At 58.8% G+C, this 15,635-nt stretch carries 13 protein-coding genes; 9 read left to right on the top strand and 4 right to left on the bottom strand.

What is annotated here, in order from left to right:
- Position 1: 1 nt before the first annotated feature.
- Entirely contained in the window at positions 2–667 is a 666-nt protein-coding gene (locus tag JIM94_RS11050) for an HAD family hydrolase (protein WP_248703015.1), read from the bottom strand.
- Between the two features lie 139 nt (positions 668–806).
- Between JIM94_RS11050 and JIM94_RS11055 the strand changes: the two genes are divergently transcribed.
- The 4 genes from JIM94_RS11055 (at position 807) to JIM94_RS11070 (ending at position 4,369) form a co-directional block, all read left to right on the top strand.
- Positions 807–1,403, top strand: coding sequence for a DUF6891 domain-containing protein (locus JIM94_RS11055; RefSeq protein ID WP_200253283.1), 597 nt, complete (start codon positions 807–809; stop codon positions 1,401–1,403).
- Positions 1,404–1,603: 200 nt separating this feature from the next.
- Positions 1,604–2,563: an L-lactate dehydrogenase gene (locus JIM94_RS11060; protein WP_200253281.1), complete on the top strand. Its 960-nt coding sequence runs from the start codon at positions 1,604–1,606 to the stop codon at positions 2,561–2,563.
- Positions 2,564–2,675: 112 nt separating this feature from the next.
- Positions 2,676–3,419 carry a glycerophosphodiester phosphodiesterase gene (locus tag JIM94_RS11065; protein WP_248703016.1) on the top strand — a complete coding sequence of 248 codons (744 nt, stop codon included), beginning with the start codon at positions 2,676–2,678 and terminating at the stop codon, positions 3,417–3,419.
- A gap of 35 nt (positions 3,420–3,454) precedes the next feature.
- Positions 3,455–4,369 (top strand): DUF5926 family protein, encoded by a 915-nt coding sequence (locus JIM94_RS11070; RefSeq protein ID WP_200253279.1) that lies wholly within the window; start codon positions 3,455–3,457, stop codon positions 4,367–4,369.
- 82 nt (positions 4,370–4,451) lie between these two features.
- Here the strand turns inward: JIM94_RS11070 and JIM94_RS11075 are convergent, their stop codons facing one another.
- The 3 genes from JIM94_RS11075 to JIM94_RS11085 form a co-directional block, all read right to left on the bottom strand.
- The gene (locus tag JIM94_RS11075) at positions 4,452–5,807 is read right to left on the bottom strand and encodes an LCP family protein (protein ID WP_200253277.1); all 1,356 of its coding nucleotides are present in this window, start codon (positions 5,805–5,807) and stop codon (positions 4,452–4,454) included.
- Between the two features lie 20 nt (positions 5,808–5,827).
- Complete coding sequence (locus JIM94_RS11080; RefSeq protein WP_200253328.1) at positions 5,828–6,508, bottom strand: CPBP family intramembrane glutamic endopeptidase; 681 nt, start codon at positions 6,506–6,508, stop codon at positions 5,828–5,830.
- Positions 6,509–6,573: 65 nt separating this feature from the next.
- Complete coding sequence (locus JIM94_RS11085) at positions 6,574–7,722, bottom strand: amidase family protein (protein ID WP_200253326.1); 1,149 nt, start codon at positions 7,720–7,722, stop codon at positions 6,574–6,576.
- 149 nt (positions 7,723–7,871) lie between these two features.
- Between JIM94_RS11085 and pheA the strand changes: the two genes are divergently transcribed.
- The 5 genes from pheA (at position 7,872) to JIM94_RS11110 (ending at position 15,608) form a co-directional block, all read left to right on the top strand.
- On the top strand, positions 7,872–8,714 hold the full coding sequence (pheA, locus tag JIM94_RS11090; protein ID WP_200253275.1) for a prephenate dehydratase: 843 nt from the start codon (positions 7,872–7,874) through the stop codon (positions 8,712–8,714).
- 200 nt (positions 8,715–8,914) lie between these two features.
- Entirely contained in the window at positions 8,915–10,177 is a 1,263-nt protein-coding gene (locus tag JIM94_RS11095) for a nucleotide sugar dehydrogenase (RefSeq protein ID WP_200253273.1), read from the top strand.
- A gap of 280 nt (positions 10,178–10,457) precedes the next feature.
- On the top strand, positions 10,458–11,426 hold the full coding sequence (locus JIM94_RS11100; RefSeq protein WP_200253271.1) for a glycosyltransferase family 28 protein: 969 nt from the start codon (positions 10,458–10,460) through the stop codon (positions 11,424–11,426).
- A 15-nt stretch (positions 11,427–11,441) separates the two neighbouring features.
- Positions 11,442–15,239 (top strand): FkbM family methyltransferase, encoded by a 3,798-nt coding sequence (locus JIM94_RS11105; protein WP_200253269.1) that lies wholly within the window; start codon positions 11,442–11,444, stop codon positions 15,237–15,239.
- Positions 15,240–15,608, top strand: coding sequence for a hypothetical protein (locus JIM94_RS11110; protein WP_200253267.1), 369 nt, complete (start codon positions 15,240–15,242; stop codon positions 15,606–15,608). It begins immediately after the preceding gene.
- Positions 15,609–15,635 lie beyond the last annotated feature (27 nt).

The raw sequence follows: 15,635 nt of genomic DNA on the forward strand, positions 1-15,635 counted from the left end.
GTCAGGTGCGGAGGAACTCATCCAGGGAACGGATCCCGGACTCCCCGGCCACGGCGGGCAGGCCTTCCCGGTTCAACCACACCGCCGTCATGCCGGCACTTCTCGGGCCGGCGACGTCATTGACGTGACTGTCGCCGACCATCAGAGCCTCGTGGGGTGCGACACCGAGGATCGACAGGGCCTTCCGGTAACACTCCGGCCGGGGCTTCGCGACCCCCAGGTCGCCCGATGCGAGCAACCGTACCCCGGGCAGATCCAGGCCGGTACGACTGAGCTTCGCCGACTGCACCTCCGCGACACTGTTGGTGAGCACCCCGACCCGTGCCCCGGTCGCCAACGCCCGACGCAGCGCGGGTTCCGCGTCCGGGAACGCGGTCCAGGCCTCGCGGTACAGGGTCAGGAAACGGCCGAAGATCTCGTCGCACTCGGCGTCGGTCAGCGTGTCGTCGCCGGTGAACTCCCTCGTGCGCCCGCGGCGTTGTTCGGGATGGCTCACCAGGCCCCGTTCATAGGCGTCGAACCACCGTCGTTCGATCTCGAACCAGCGGTCGGTCTGATCACCGGTGAAGCCCAGCTCACGGGACCATGTCCGGGCGGCGCGTCCGGCGGCGGCGACATGGTCGATGAGGGTGCCGTCGAGATCGAAGATGATCGCTCTGTAATCCACGCCACGTAAGGCTAGCAGTTTCAGTGTTACGGCAGGTAGGGTGTCCCGCGGCAGTGGCTCGGCGGTGCCCCGGTGGGGTGCTGCGGAGCCGGGTGCCGGGACCCGATTCCATGGACAGTCAGCCGGAGGAAGCGACGACGTGAACGACCGAACAGCCGAGCAGGCGCAGCACCTCATCGACAGCGGGGAGATCGATGACGTCCTGGACGAACTCGGGCAGCGCATCATCAACGGAGCCGTCACCGAATTGACCGACGCCACCGATCACCTGACCGAACAGCTGCTGAACTCCCGGCTCGACCATCGGGACGCCCGTGGGTCGGTGGAACACATCTCCGGGGCGCTCGCCGGGCATGTGTGGGCCAACTGCGCACGGACCGCACGGCGGTGGGCTGACCAGACCACCGATCCCGACCGGCTGCTCGCCGCCTTCGCCGAGCTGAACCGCGCCGGGATCGTCTCCGGACTGTTCACCAACTGGAAGGCCATGGAGATCACGCCGGAACACCGTGGGGCGGTGCTGGTTCGCCGCGACGACTGGCAGGACCTGAGTTTCCTGCACCGCAGGCGTCTGACGATCAGTTTCGTCGGGGTCTCCGAGGACGAGTCCGAGGTCGGGCGGGAACTCACCCGCGCACTGCGTGCCGCAGGCCTGGCCGCCTCCGCGCCGAACCACGGAAAGGTGACCGTCCGGCTGCTGTGGAAGTGGCATGTGCCGGAACCCGTCGGCGCCTGAATGTACCGGAAAACGGAGATCCGATCGGGCATCAAGGATGCTTTTCGGTCGCCCCGGGCGGGTACGGGGGAAAGATTCCTCACATTTTCCACATGAAGCAACATAAACGGGCATGATTGGTGGTGGAAGAACGTACAGCGTCGGACAACCGGCGCCCAGCAGCCGGTACCACCACCGGGGCCGGCAGGGAGAAGGTATCCATGAAGGTCAGTGTCGGTAACAAAATTGTTCTCATCGGCGCCGGCGATGTCGGGGTCGCCTACGCTTTCGCCCTCGTCAACCAGGGAATCTGTGACCACCTCGCCATCATCGACATCGATGAGAAGAAGCTCGAGGGCAACGTCATGGACCTCAACCACGGCGTGGTCTGGGCACCGTCCCGCACCAAGGTCACGAAGGGCACCTACGCCGACTGCGAGGACGCCGCCATGGTCGTCATCTGTGCCGGTGCCGCCCAGAAACCGGGCGAGACCCGCCTCCAGCTGGTGGACAAGAACATGAAGATCATGAAGTCCATCGTCGACGATGTCATGGCCAACGGCTTCGACGGCATCTTCCTGGTGGCCTCCAACCCGGTGGACATCCTCACCTACGCCTGCTGGAAGTACTCCGGTCTGCCCGCCCACCGGGTCATCGGTTCCGGCACCGTCCTCGATTCCGCCCGTTTCCGCTACATGCTGGGTGAAATGTACGAGGTCGCACCGACCTCCGTGCACTCCTACATCATCGGTGAGCACGGCGACACCGAGCTCCCCGTCCTCTCGTCCGCCACCATCGCCGGTGTCTCCATGCGGAAGCAGCTGGAGAAGGACCCGTCACTCGAGCCGAAGCTGGAGAAGATCTTCGAGGACACCCGCGACATGGCGTACAAGATCATCGACGCCAAGGGGTCGACCTCCTACGGCATCGGAATGGGTCTCGCGCGCATCAGCCGTGCGGTCCTGCAGAACCAGGATGTCGCCGTCCCGGTCGCCGCTCTGCTGCGCGGTGAATACGGCGAAGAGAACATCTACATCGGAACCCCGGCCATCGTGAACCGTCGCGGCATCCGCCGCGTCGTCGAGCTGGAACTCACCGACCACGAGCAGGAACGCTTCAAGCACTCCGCCGACACTCTCCGGGCGATCCAGGAGAAGTTCTTCCCGGCAGAGGAGAAGTAGGGAAAGGCTTCACGGAAAGGGGGCGGACGCACCACGGTGCGCCCGCCCCGCGCTGTATCGTCGTGAAGGCGACACGTGAGGGCCACGACGTCGGAGGTGGGGAGTGAAGCCAGTGCCAGCCGAGACAGCGGCATCCCGGACCCGGATCATCGCGCACCGCGGTGACTGCGAGAACCATCCGGAGATGACGATGCCGGCGTTCGAGTCCGCACTCGCACTCGGTGCGGACGGCATCGAATGCGACGTCCGACTGAGTTCCTGTGGAACCGTGATGTGCATCCATGACCCGGTGGTCAACCGGGTGAGCAACGGATCCGGTCGGGTGTCCGCCATGAGTTTCGCGGAACTCGACCGCCTCAACTTCGGTACCCCGGTCGATCCGCAGCCCCCGCTACGCCTCGATGATCTCCTGGAACTCATCAGCGGCCATCCGGACCGCGAACTGTTCATCGAGACCAAGCATCCCCTGCGTTTCGGCCGGGAACTGGAGGAACAGGTCGCGCTCCGCCTCCGGTACTTCGGTCTCCTCGACGATCCCCGTATCCGCGTCATCTCCTTCTCCACCCTGTCGATCCTCCGGATGCGGAGTCTGGCTCCGGAGATCCCGAGGATCCACCTTCGCCGGGACAGGTGCCCGATCTACGATCCGGTGGTGCATGTCCGGGGTTCGGTCGCCGGATGGGGTGTCTCCGTGGGCCGTGCCAGGCAGGATCCCTCACGGATCGGCCACCGGGGGCTACCCGGATACATGTGGACCGTCGATGACCCGGAGGACATGACGTGGGCCGCCGCGCACGGCGTGCGGTGGATGGCCACCAACCGGCCGGGGACGGCACTGCGGATCCTCGGCCGGTAGCACCCCGGTCATCCGGCTACGGGTATCTTCGAGGTATGGCCAAAAAGAAGAAGAATGAAGATCTGCCCGAGGGCATGAGCCGCCGCCAGGCGAAGCTCGCCGCCCGTGCCGCCGAACGTGCCGCACTGGACCGGGATCCCCGCCCCTACGACGGTCTCGCCATGGAAGCGGATCTGGTGGCACTGCAGGAGTTCGTTCCCTCCGCGACCGCTGAACTCAAGGTCACGGGCCTCGACCACCCCGTCACCCTCTGTACGGTTCTTCCCGGTGCCGTCGCCGCGGTCGTCCGGGAGAACGCCGACGGGGGCCTCGAGCGTCTCGTCGCCCTCCAGGTTCAGGCGCACAGCCACAACCCCGGACGCGATCTCGCGCACGCCCTCAACTGGGTGCGGGACGCGAAGTCCGGACAGACACTCGAATCCACGATCGCCGACGGCAGCCAGCCCGACATCAAGGACCTCATCGACCCGACCACGACCCTGGAACCGACCGCCCACGACACCTTCGACTGGTGGCTGGCCGACGGCGCGGCACTGGACCCGATGATGCAGCAGGGCATCCAGCAGGCCAACGCCGCGATCATGCCGTCGGAGGCGGTCCCCGCCGATGTCGAGGGAACCGTGTGGTGGATCGACCCGGGCGAGAAGGCCCACGTCCGGTGGGTCCGGCCCGGCAACGAGGACAAGCTCATCGCCGCGCTCGCCCGCATCGGGGCCGCCGGTGAGCTGACCCTCGGTGAGGGAACGAAGTTCGCCGGGGTCTTCCGTACCCACGGTCTCGCCGTCCCGGTCTTCGACCTCCCCCGCGAGACCGCTCCCACCGAGTTCGTCACACCACTCGAGGAGCTGGACAAGAAGATCATCCGCGAACTCGACAACGATGCCCCGCTCACCGCGGATGAGCGCAAGCAGCTCGACAACATCAAGTCCCGCCAGGTCACCATCCGTTAGGACCCGAGCGGAAACAGAGAAGGGCCCGGCCACCGTTTTCCCGGTGACCGGGCCCTTCTCTGTCTCCGCTATGACTGCCTGTTCACCGTAGTGAATCGAACAGTGACTGCGCGGCAGCCTCGTCCCACAGCACGACATTGCCCACCGCGGTGTCCCGGAAACCCCCGACAGGAACGGTTTCGGTGACGACACCCGAGCGCATCGCCAGGGCCAGACGGGCAAGGTTCCAGATGTGGTCACCGGTGCCCACCGTGAACGTGCCACTCGCACGGCTGATCAGCGGTCCGAGACGGAAAGGATTGAGCAGTGTCGTCGGATCGGTGGCCTTCTCCATCAACGCGGAGAGGAACTCCCGCTGATGGGAGACCCGGTCCAGGTCGCCCATCGCGAAGGCCCTGCTACGGACGTAGCCGAGAGCCTCAGGGCCGGCCAGGTCCTGACAACCGGCCGGAAGATCGATGTTCGCCAGGGGGTCATTGATGGCCTCGGTGACACACATCTCCACCCCACCGACGGCATCGACGAGACCGGCGAATCCACCGAAGCCGATTTCCGCGTAGTGGTCGATCCGCAGTCCCGTGGCCTGTTCCACCGTCTCCGTGAGCAACTGTGGACCGCCGAACGTGAACGCCGAGTTGATCTTGTTCATCCCGTAACCGGGGATGTTCACGTAAGAGTCGCGCGGAATGGAGACCAACGTCGGTTTCGATCCACGTCCGTAGTGCAGCAGCATGATCGTGTCCGTGCGGCCCACACCGATGTCCCCGCCGGTGCCGAGGGTGTCGATCTCCTCCTGGGTGAGACCCTGTCGGGAATCGGAACCGACGAGCAGCCAGTTCGTGCCGGCGGTGTTCGCCACCTGCTGCGCGGGCGTCGCCTCGACACGGTTCAGCTTCGCGTCGGCCCACAACCCGATGACGACGGTCAGCGTGAGGACCATCCCGATGATGAGGAGGAACGGCGTCATGCACCCCATCCCGCAGCCACGTCGACGTCGGGGCCGGCGGGGCCGGGGGCCGGGCCCGAAGTCCCGCCGTTCACCGTCGTGCCGCTCCGGACGTACCGGGCGCCGTTCAGGTCGTGGCGCAGGGGGCTCATGGCGGTACCTCGGGACGGGCCGGGCCTCCGGACGGTACCGGGACGGCCGCTCCGGGGGAGGGGTCGGGCGTGTGTACGGCGGACGGTCCGGCGTCCGTGGCGTGTACCTCGTCTCCTCGGGGTTCCGACGGGGCGGTGGAACGGGTCGGCCCGGGCGTTCCCCGCGCGGCTGCGCGCTCCCGGGGACGTGCCGTCCGCCCTCCGGCCGTGACCCGGAGGGGGCGTCGCGCCGCCGCCGACGAACCGGCCTACCGAACCTGTCGAGGATGGGCCTGCCCCGACTGTCGCGGGCGATGTCGTCCGGTAGATCACCATGATGGGACGGGCCTCGAGAATCCATGGAAACCACCCTAGCGGAGACTAGGAACCGAACAGTCCAGCCAGGCCCAGTGGTTCAACAAGTGTGCTGTAGCCGACGAACGCCACCGCATCGATCGCAAAATGCGCCACGATCAGCGGCCACACACGACGGGTACGGGTGAAGAACCAGGCGAACACGATCCCCATCACGATGTTCCCCAGACCCGCGGAGAACCCCTGGTAAAGGTGGTAGCTCCCCCGCAGGAGCGCGGACGCCCCGATGACCGCGGGAGTCGACCAGCCCAACTGCCGGAGCCTCGTCACCAACCAGAACACCACCACGGTCTCCTCGGCGAACGCATTCGCGAAGGACCACACCAGCAGCACCGGAGCCTGCCACCACACCGCATCCAACGTCGTCGGCACGACCTGCCGACTGAACCCCACATGCACGGCCCCCAGATAGAACACCAGACCCGGTACACCGATCAGGGCGGCCAGTCCCGCACCCCGGAACCAGTCCCCGGCACGCAGGGCCGACATCCGGATCCCGTCCCCGGCCAGCAGGAACAGCACCAGCAGACCCCACCCGGTCAACACCGACGCCGAACACAACTGCAACGCCAGATCCAGCCACTGCACATCCGCCTTCGGCGCATTCAACGTCACCGTCTGCGCGTTCAAGGGCTCCGGTGCCAACGCCGCATCAATCAACCGGAGCGCCGAACGCACACCCGACATCCCGAAGGTCACCAACAGGACGACACCGATCTCGAGACGCACACGGGTTCCCGCCCCACGGGTTGTCACGGATGCACCTCCGACGCCACACCGAGCAACTCACCGAACGAAGCACGCACCGCCCCCAGCTGCACACCCACCGGAGGCCGGCCGGGCACCTCGACCGGAACACTCACCGCCGCCCCACCCGTCATGTTGAACAACGTCGCCCACGGGGTCCACCGGGTCTGCTCCACGAAATCCTCCGGCGGTTCCATCCGGGAGAAATGGCCGATCTCCGGTGGATCGAACGCCAACGTCGGGGTCAGCAGCACGTCAATGTCCCATGCGGTCAGAACCGTTTGTCGGACGGCACCGAAATCCGCGACAGCTTCAGCGCGCCGATCCTCCGACAGAGCTGAACCCCGTTCCCGCAGCCACTCGATGATGTCGCTCGCCGGGCCGGGGATGTGGATCGAACGGGACGCCAGAACATCAGCGAACGCCGCGAACGGGCGCCCCCCGTACGGACGGGACACCTGACGGACCCTGTGCCCCAGATCCGAGAGTCGATCAGCCACCGTGCACACCGTGGACACCATCACCGGATCGACGGATCCATCACCGTGCAGCGGTTCAACGAGTACACCGATCCGCAGCGACCGCTTCACCGGAGAAACACCGAACACGAACGCGGCATCCTCCACCGACCGGGTGATGAAACCCTGTGCCGTCGGGGAACCACCCGAACTGTCATGCGGTGGTTTGACCCCCACGGTGCCCGTCGCCGCAGCGGGAACCCGGATGGAACCGCCGCCGTCTGAAGCGTGGGCGACATCCACCAGGCCGAGCGCCACCGCAGCAGCGGCACCGCCCGATGATCCACCCGGTGTCCGCCCCGGCCACAACGGATTCGCCACGGCAGGCATCCCCACCGGTTCACAGTAGGCCGTCATACCCATCTCGGATGTCTGGGTCTTACCCGGAATGACGACTCCCTCCCGCAGCAGCCGCAACGCCCACGGATCCGTCACGGCAGGCACTTCCGTCCGTGTGACGGAACCATAGGAACACGGGAACCCGGCCACAGGCATCAGATCCTTGATCGCGAGAACCAGTCCGTGAAGCCTTCCCCGCCGGTCAACCGGAACAGAATCGAGGAAACGGGCCCGTGCCAACGCGAGATCGGAATCAAACGTGACAAAACCATGTACAGCAGAAACCAAGGGCGCCATCGTTTCCAGGTTCCCCTCCACAGCACGAACCAGATCAGAGGATGTCGCGTGGAGTTTTTCCGTGAGCAGAACCAGAGAACTGTCGATCATGACGAGCAGGGTACCCCGACCGGGTCGGTTGAACCTCAGTGGCGGCTAGACTCCGATACATGAGAACAGTCGTCGCCTATCTCGGGCCCGAAGGAACCTTCACTGAATCCGCGCTGCTGGCTTTTCAGCGGCAGGGATGCTTCGGTACAAGTGAAGTGGCGAAACTCCCGGTGGAAAGCCCTCATGAGGCATTGGGGAAGGTGCGCAACGGTATTGCGCAGTACGCCTGTGTGGCCATCGAGAACTCGGTGGACGGTCCGGTGACGCACACCTTCGACGCACTTGCGGACGGTGGGGGCGTAAGAATCTTCGCGGAAACCGAGATTGACGTCTATTTTTCCGTGATGGTGCGTCCGGGGACCACGGCCGGAGACGTCCGCACCTTCACCACCCATCCGGTGGCGCGTCAGCAGGTCCGTAATTGGACCGAGCATGCTTTCCCCGCTGCCGAGTTCATCCCCTCGTCGTCGAATGCCGCTGCGGCCCGTTCGGTAGCCGAGGGACGTGCTGATGCGGCAATTGCGCCTCAACGGGCAGCGGACATATTCGAACTGGATTCGATCGCCCGAGAAGTGATCGATGTACCCGGGGCCCGGACCAGATTCGTGGTCGTGGGCGGGCTCCACAGTCCACCTCCTCCGACCGGGACGGATCGCTCGGCCGTTGTCTTTACCCTCCCCAACATCCCCGGGGCCCTCGTATCGGCGCTCAGGGTGTTCTCCTCGCGGGGAATAGACCTCTCCCGTATCGAGTCTCGTCCAACCCGCACCGTTCTGGGTACCTACCGGTTCCACGTTGAAGTATCCGGGCACATTGAGAGCCCAATGGTAGCTACGGCGTTTCAGGAACTCGGCTCCATATCGGATGAGCTAACCTATTTAGGGTCATGGCCGGCCATGTAAAGGCATATGGATGGTCTGGCGTGTATGCAACTGAAAATCGGCCGACTGGGACAAACTGTCGGCCTTGACAGGAAAAAGGCACTGCACATAAATTAAAAAATCACCCTAAAAATTGTTAAGCTGGAAACAATCGCCTGTCGTGGCGCATCTCAACCCCGATCCACATATTCTGCAAAGTCAAAAACTAAGGAGTCAACAACATGCTCGGTACAGTGACGATCATTGGTCAGGGCTACGTCGGTCTTCCGCTTGCCCAGGAAGCAACTCGTTCCGGATACAAGGTCTGGGGCTTCGATGTCAATGAATCGACTGTTTCCAATCTTAATAACGGGCTCTCGCACATCGATGATCTCGAAAACGAAGATGTTCAAAACATGATTGACGGCGGGTACCGAGCGACGTCGGATCCGGAATGCATCAAACAATCGGAAATAATTGTAATCTGTGTGCCTACACCGCTTGGTGAAGGGGGTACGCCAGAGCTTTCCTTTATTGAGAAGGCGACCAGTACGGCCGGAAAATATCTTGCAAAAGGAACCACGGTAGTCCTTGAATCGACAACCTATCCCGGGACAACAGAAGAAATTTGCCTGCCGTTGCTGGAGAAAGAATCAGGGCTTCAGGCCGGGAAAGACTTCTCCCTTGCTTTTAGTCCTGAACGTGTTGATCCAGGATCGAACAAATTCGGAATAAGCAATACTCCTAAATTGGTAGGGGGTATTGATGAGAAATCCACGGAAGAAGCGAAGAAATTCTATGCTTCATTTGTGGATGAAGTGGTGTCGATGTCGGGGACCAAGGAGGCGGAGACGGCAAAGCTTCTCGAGAATACCTTCCGACACGTCAACATCGCTTTGGTAAATGAAATGGCGAAATTATGCCATGAGCTTGAAATTGATATATGGGAGGTAATTCGAGGAGCTGCCACCAAGCCGTTTGGATTCATGCGCTTCAATCCAGGTGCTGGCGTCGGGGGCCACTGTATACCGATCGATCCCAACTATCTTTCCTATGAAGTTCGCAAAGAGCTTGGTTACCCATTCCGTTTCGTGGAGCTTGCCCAAGAAGTAAACAACTCAATGCCAAACTATGTTGTTGACAGAATTGGTGAAATACTCAATGAAAAAAGAAAGCCTCTGAACGGTTCGACAGTTCTTCTCTTGGGGGTTACCTACAAGCCTAATATCGCTGATCAGCGGCAGTCTCCCGCTCAGCCGATCGCCGAACAACTCCTGAAGAAACAAGCTGAGGTGCAGTACCATGACCCATTTGTTGAAAAATGGGAACTTGCTAACGGTGACGTAATCGAGCGTGTTTCTCAACTTCATGAAGCACTGGAAAACGCTGACATTGTTGTTCTTCTCCAGGCGCACTCAGAATACGACGTGCAACGGATCAAGGATACTTCAATAGTATTCTTTGATACTTGCGGTGCCGTGGAATCGTCAGAATACCGACTGTAATACTGAGTGGGCTGAAAGGGATCAGAAAGCGGCAGATATGAAATTAATATGGAGGGCGCCATTTCTTCGGTACGCGCTTCCGAATATTTTCTTGTCGAGGTTCGGCTTTCGCCGATATTTCTCCCGAATACCGCTGTTCAAACGGGGCCGTAGGTCTCCGTGTTCAGTTGACACCGACGTCGACGTTCTGTTTGTCACGAGCAACGGTGCAGGCCTGGGTCATTTGACACGAGTAAGTGCAATTCAGAAAGAGCTTGGTGCGAGGTCGAAAATTTACACCTTGTCTTCTGGATTCAAAAAGCTGGATCTTCCCCCTGATGATCTAATTTATTTCCCCTCATACGGAACCCTCGGTATGGGGAAAGAAGAATGGAATGCTGCTCTCACTGACCACTTTGGCGCAATTCTGAAGGTCTATAAACCCAAAGTCGTGGTTTTTGACGGTACGTTCATTTACCACGGTGTTTATTCTCAGTGCTTCCAGAATCGGACTACCCTTGTCTGGATGCGTCGTGGATGCTGGAAGGAAGAGGTTGCGACGAATTCCGACCAGTACCGGAATCCTCATCGTTACTGTGATGAAGTTGTTGTCCCCGGAGATTATGGAGAGAAACGTGTAGAACTCGATAGTTGCAGAGTGCCTGCCGCTTTTTTCGATCCGGTGATAGTTTCATCGCCCAGCGCTCAATATGACCGGCAGACTGCCAAAAATGAACTGGGGCTCGATGCGGACAAAAAGTATGTCTTGATTCAACTTGGTGCCGGAAATATAAATGATATACAGTCCGACATATCAGTGATACTAGATCAGCTTTCCGGGACTGGATTTTATCCGGTAATGCTAAACAATCCTGTGAGTAACTCTGAGGCTACAGGAGTTGGAGACATTGTTATTATCAATAAATATCCAATTTCTCCTTTTTACAAGGCTTTTGATGCGGTGGTAATGGCTGCAGGATACAACTCGGTTCAGGAAGCGGTTAGTCACCGATTAAATGCTCTACTTATTCCTAACCTCGACACCGCAACCGACGACCAACTTCGACGGGCGATCAACTCCTCGAAGTTTGAAGGTATAGACTACGTGGATTCGAAGGATAACTTGCGTGAAAAGTTATGTAGTTTATTACGACAGGCAGAACTGGATCCGCAGCAATCTGACACTGTAGTGAATCCGATTCCGGAACCCCGCGGTGCGTACCAGATTGCAAGATACATCGAGAATGTTATTCTTGGAATGTCAAATTAAAAGAGAGCGGTCGACATGACTATGCAGAAAACAAAATTCAAGCACCAGGGCGCTGATGTCGAGATTTACGGCTACGAAGGTGAGTACATCTTTAAAACCATAAAATCAGCGAAGAATTTTTACGAGATAGATTTACTCGAGCTTCTGTCGGAGAGCTTTAGCTGCCCTGAAGGTAGTGTGATAGATGTCGGCGCCAACATAGGTAACCACACCGTCTATTTCGGTAAAATCTGCTCGAGAAAGGTGGTTGCCTTCGAGCCGGTTCTGCAGAACATTGAGGTTCTGAAGAAAAACGTGCAAGCGAACGATATCGAAGATTTGGTCACCATTCATGCTCGGGGCTGCTGGAGTTCGGGTCGGCAGTTGTTTTTCAAACAAGTCATTGAAAATAACGGTGGCACCTTCACGGTTGGATCTGAAGGGGAAGAAGCCGGAGTCGTTGCACTTGATGATGCCATTGATGAAAATGAAGAGATTGCACTGATAAAGATAGATGTCGAGGGTTCGGAGATTGAGGTTCTGCGGGGAGCGGAAAAGCTTATTTCCCGATGCAGGCCGGTATTGTCGATTGAGTTACAGTCTTCCCCTCAGACTGCCGAGGTAGTTCGGTTTCTGGAGGAACAGGAATACGGAGTTTACGCGATCCGAGGACGTTCCGATAACTATATTTGCCTTCCTCTCGATAGCTTGGATCCTCGTGTATCCATACATGGAAGCAAAGTTGAAGTTGAAGACAGGCGTCAGAATAAACGCGATTTAAGTCGAATAATTGGGTTGCTAACCACGGTGTCGTCTCGGACTGAGGCCTTGAAAGAAATTGACGGGCACAGTCTCAAAAACGTTATAGAACTCATGCATCAATTTGATAGCTCGATCAAACAGATCGTGGCTATGAGTGGCAGAACAGACAGGGCGCTTCAAGGGCTGGACACCTTAGGGCTGGAAGGCAAAAGGACCCAGATACTGCTGGGGGACGTGCGTCTGGATTTGAGGCAAGCACGGGATACCCTCTCCGATGGTCTCCTCGAGGTCGCGCGGGACATCAAGTCAGGAGTCCAGACTGTCCTCAATCAGCTGGATTCACAGGACATGTACGGCCCCTTCTCTTATCTTGAAATGCAGAATCAGGAGTTGCACGAGGGCATCAAGGACCTCGAAGATTCGTTGATCAAGTGTGAAGCGTCTACCGCCAGAAACGCATTTAGTCTGAGCGAAGTGAGTGCACAACTCGACCGGATATCCGCTGCGGTTCTGGGCCTGGGTAGGGAGAGTCAGTCGATTCATGAGCAGCTGGAACAGCTCATGGAGCTAGAGCGGGAAAGTCGGAGCAGTCGATCCGGGGGCACCCATCGACCTGTTCCCGGTGACGTTGTGTCGAATTGTGCTGGTCCCGGGTACGGTGCCGTTGCAGAGGACGGTGAGTTCGCCAAGGTAGGTACCGCTATCGGTTTGGTCAGCGCAAAACTCGACAGATTGGCGAGCCGACTGACCAAGGACCAGGTCACAGGTAGACCAAAGGGCCTCCATCACTCTCCGGAGGGTAGTTACCCCGAAGTTCTCATCGCCCTCGGTGAAGTTGCGGTACTCCTGAAGGACCAACGGGCTGCGGTCCAGAGGGTTATCGACGCTGGTCTGCTATCAAAGGATTCCTCCGATCTCCACCTGGATCAGAACATTTCGGAATACACGTCGATTCTCGAGAAGTGCCTGCGAGAGCTCAAAGATTCACTAGATGAAGCCCTCGCGCCGGTTGGAGTCGGGGGATCGTCATCCTCGGATTCGGCGCTCATCGAAGATGACCTGAAGAAAGCCCTGAACGCCTACGTCAACCTCTCCAATCGTTACGAGTTGAAAAACCCGGATGATTGGGGGACCCTTCACTCACTCAAGGGGCTCAAGCGGGCTTTCAAGAGCGACGGTGCAGGGGAATTGGTGGATGAAGCTCTGGGAAGGATATCGGAAAAGGACGGCAACGCCGCTTCACCTCCTGTGTCCGCCAGTGGATCAGCAGTATCGGGGGAACCCGGATCGACGGTGTACCGGCTTCCTATGGAAGCGCGCGGGCGTAGAAGCGACCGGGTCCGTGTCGGGATCGCGAGCATGCCCGGGCGAGAAGCCGGACTAGCCACAGTTGTCTCCATCCTCCACCAACAGGCGGATGAGATCTTTGTCTATCTCAATGGGATGGAAGAGATTCCTCCGGCCCTTCCCAGCTTCCCGAATGTCCGGTACGTTTTCGGGCCGGACCTCGGGGACCGCGGGAAATTCGCCTTCCTCGAGGGATTCAATGGTTACTACCTGACCTGTGACGATGACATAGCGTATGCACCGTTCCATGTTGACTCACTGATCGACGGCATCGAGCGGTACAACCGTGAAGCCGTGGTCGGGTGGCACGGGTCGATATTCAAACCCGGATTCGAGAAGTTCTACGACGCTCAATCCCGGCAGGTCCTGTCCTTCCGCTTCCTTCGCGGCCGAGATACTCCCGTCCATCTTCTGGGAACCGGCGTGTGCGGGTTCCACACCGACACGCTGCGCATTTCATTGGACGACTTCATATATCCGAACATGGCGGATGCATTCGTGGCTGTTGCGGCAAAGGAGCAGGGGGTGCCGATGGTCGTTCTGAAGCACGGAAAGGATGACGCAACACCCATTGAAGTGGGGCCCTCAATATCCACGGTCTCGTTGGGCCGGGATGTGGACAAGAATGGAGGCCTTGATGTTGCTGCGACCGTCACTGACATCGTGAAGAAGAACCAACCGTGGTCTACTCTTGAAGCGGAACAAAAGTATCACCGTGAGGTGTTCTCGGTCGGGCTGGTCGGCCGGACCTCCAAGGAGCGCTGGAAGAAAGGTGGAATTCTGAAATCGTCACATTTGACGGTTCAGGCGCTAAAGAGATTTGGAGTCGAGACCTTCCTTGAAGACATAGAAGTTGGAGATCCCATCGGCTTCAACGGTGCGGAACCTTCGATTGTTCTCGTGTATGTCGGTGACCCTGAGCGCCCTGATTTCACCGAGGTCGAGAAAGTCGTCGCGCACCACGCCCGTCTCGGGAGACATGTCGTGATAAATCTCTCCTTGAACGGAAAAGAACGACGTAACCAACTTATTGTCACTATGATAAAACGTTGGCGTAACCAGTTCGGCAATATTATTCGTCTTATGGTTTTTACCGAAGCCGCCAAAAATCTCGCGCAACTCGCGCCCATCCGTGAGGCGATTGTTGTCATTCCGAAAACGATTGAGTTGCCCGATGCGCCAATGGCTAATTTTTATCACTCGGAAGGCATATTCCTCGGGGACATTGCAAAACTCAATGATGATTCGCTCTGCGGAATACCTGCAAGAGAATGGATTGCATCTATTAGGAAAGTGCTCCCTGGCGTTCCGCTATACACTGTCAAGCAGTACAAGCCCAAAGTTGATCAAAAGCTCGACGTCGATGAAATCTGGCCCTTCCTGACCAAGGGGCAGTTCGGTGAGCAGATCTCCCGTACCAGATTGATGATTTCCCTGGTCAAATACGCTACATTCGAAATGGTTCCACTGGAGGTCAGTGCACTCGGTATCCCGGTGTTGTACCCCGACATGCCTCAGTCGCTCAGTGAATACCTCGGACTTTCCGGTGTCTCGATATCAACGCCCGAAGATCTCGAGCTAATACTGCCGTCTATTTACCATGACCCTCTCGTCTGGAGAAGTCTCAGCCAGTCGGGGGTCGAGCGGGCGACCTCTTCGGAATTAAATAGAACCTCCGGGCAGACTTATCTTCAGCTGCTGAGACTTATCAGGGAGAATGCATAAATGAAAAAATTTCGTAGCGTACCGGTGGTTATCGCTGGAGCGGCCTTCGTATTTTCTGTGATTGTTTTTGCTGCGGCGAAGTTTGGAGGGGTTGAATTGGGGCTTTCGGTATCCCTGTTCAGCTTCGGCATTTTATTGTCAATTACATACTGGAGGATCCGCCTGGTGTCCGCAAAGCAGCTAAATCTCGTTCGTTCGTTGAATCAGGAATTCACGCATACGGCCAGCAAAATAAATAAACTCTGTCTTCTTGTGGAGCAGAATGCGTCGAATCAAACGGCTATTACTGAAATGCGTACTATCAGTAGGTCGGTCAATAAACAACGGGATCTTCTCGTCCAGGTGCAGGCCCAACTGGACACGCTCTGATCCCGGACCGATAGTTCAGCAATCAGG

Origin of the sequence: Corynebacterium pygosceleis (genome assembly GCF_016595275.2) — a bacterium.
GTDB lineage: Bacteria > Actinomycetota > Actinomycetes > Mycobacteriales > Mycobacteriaceae > Corynebacterium > Corynebacterium pygosceleis.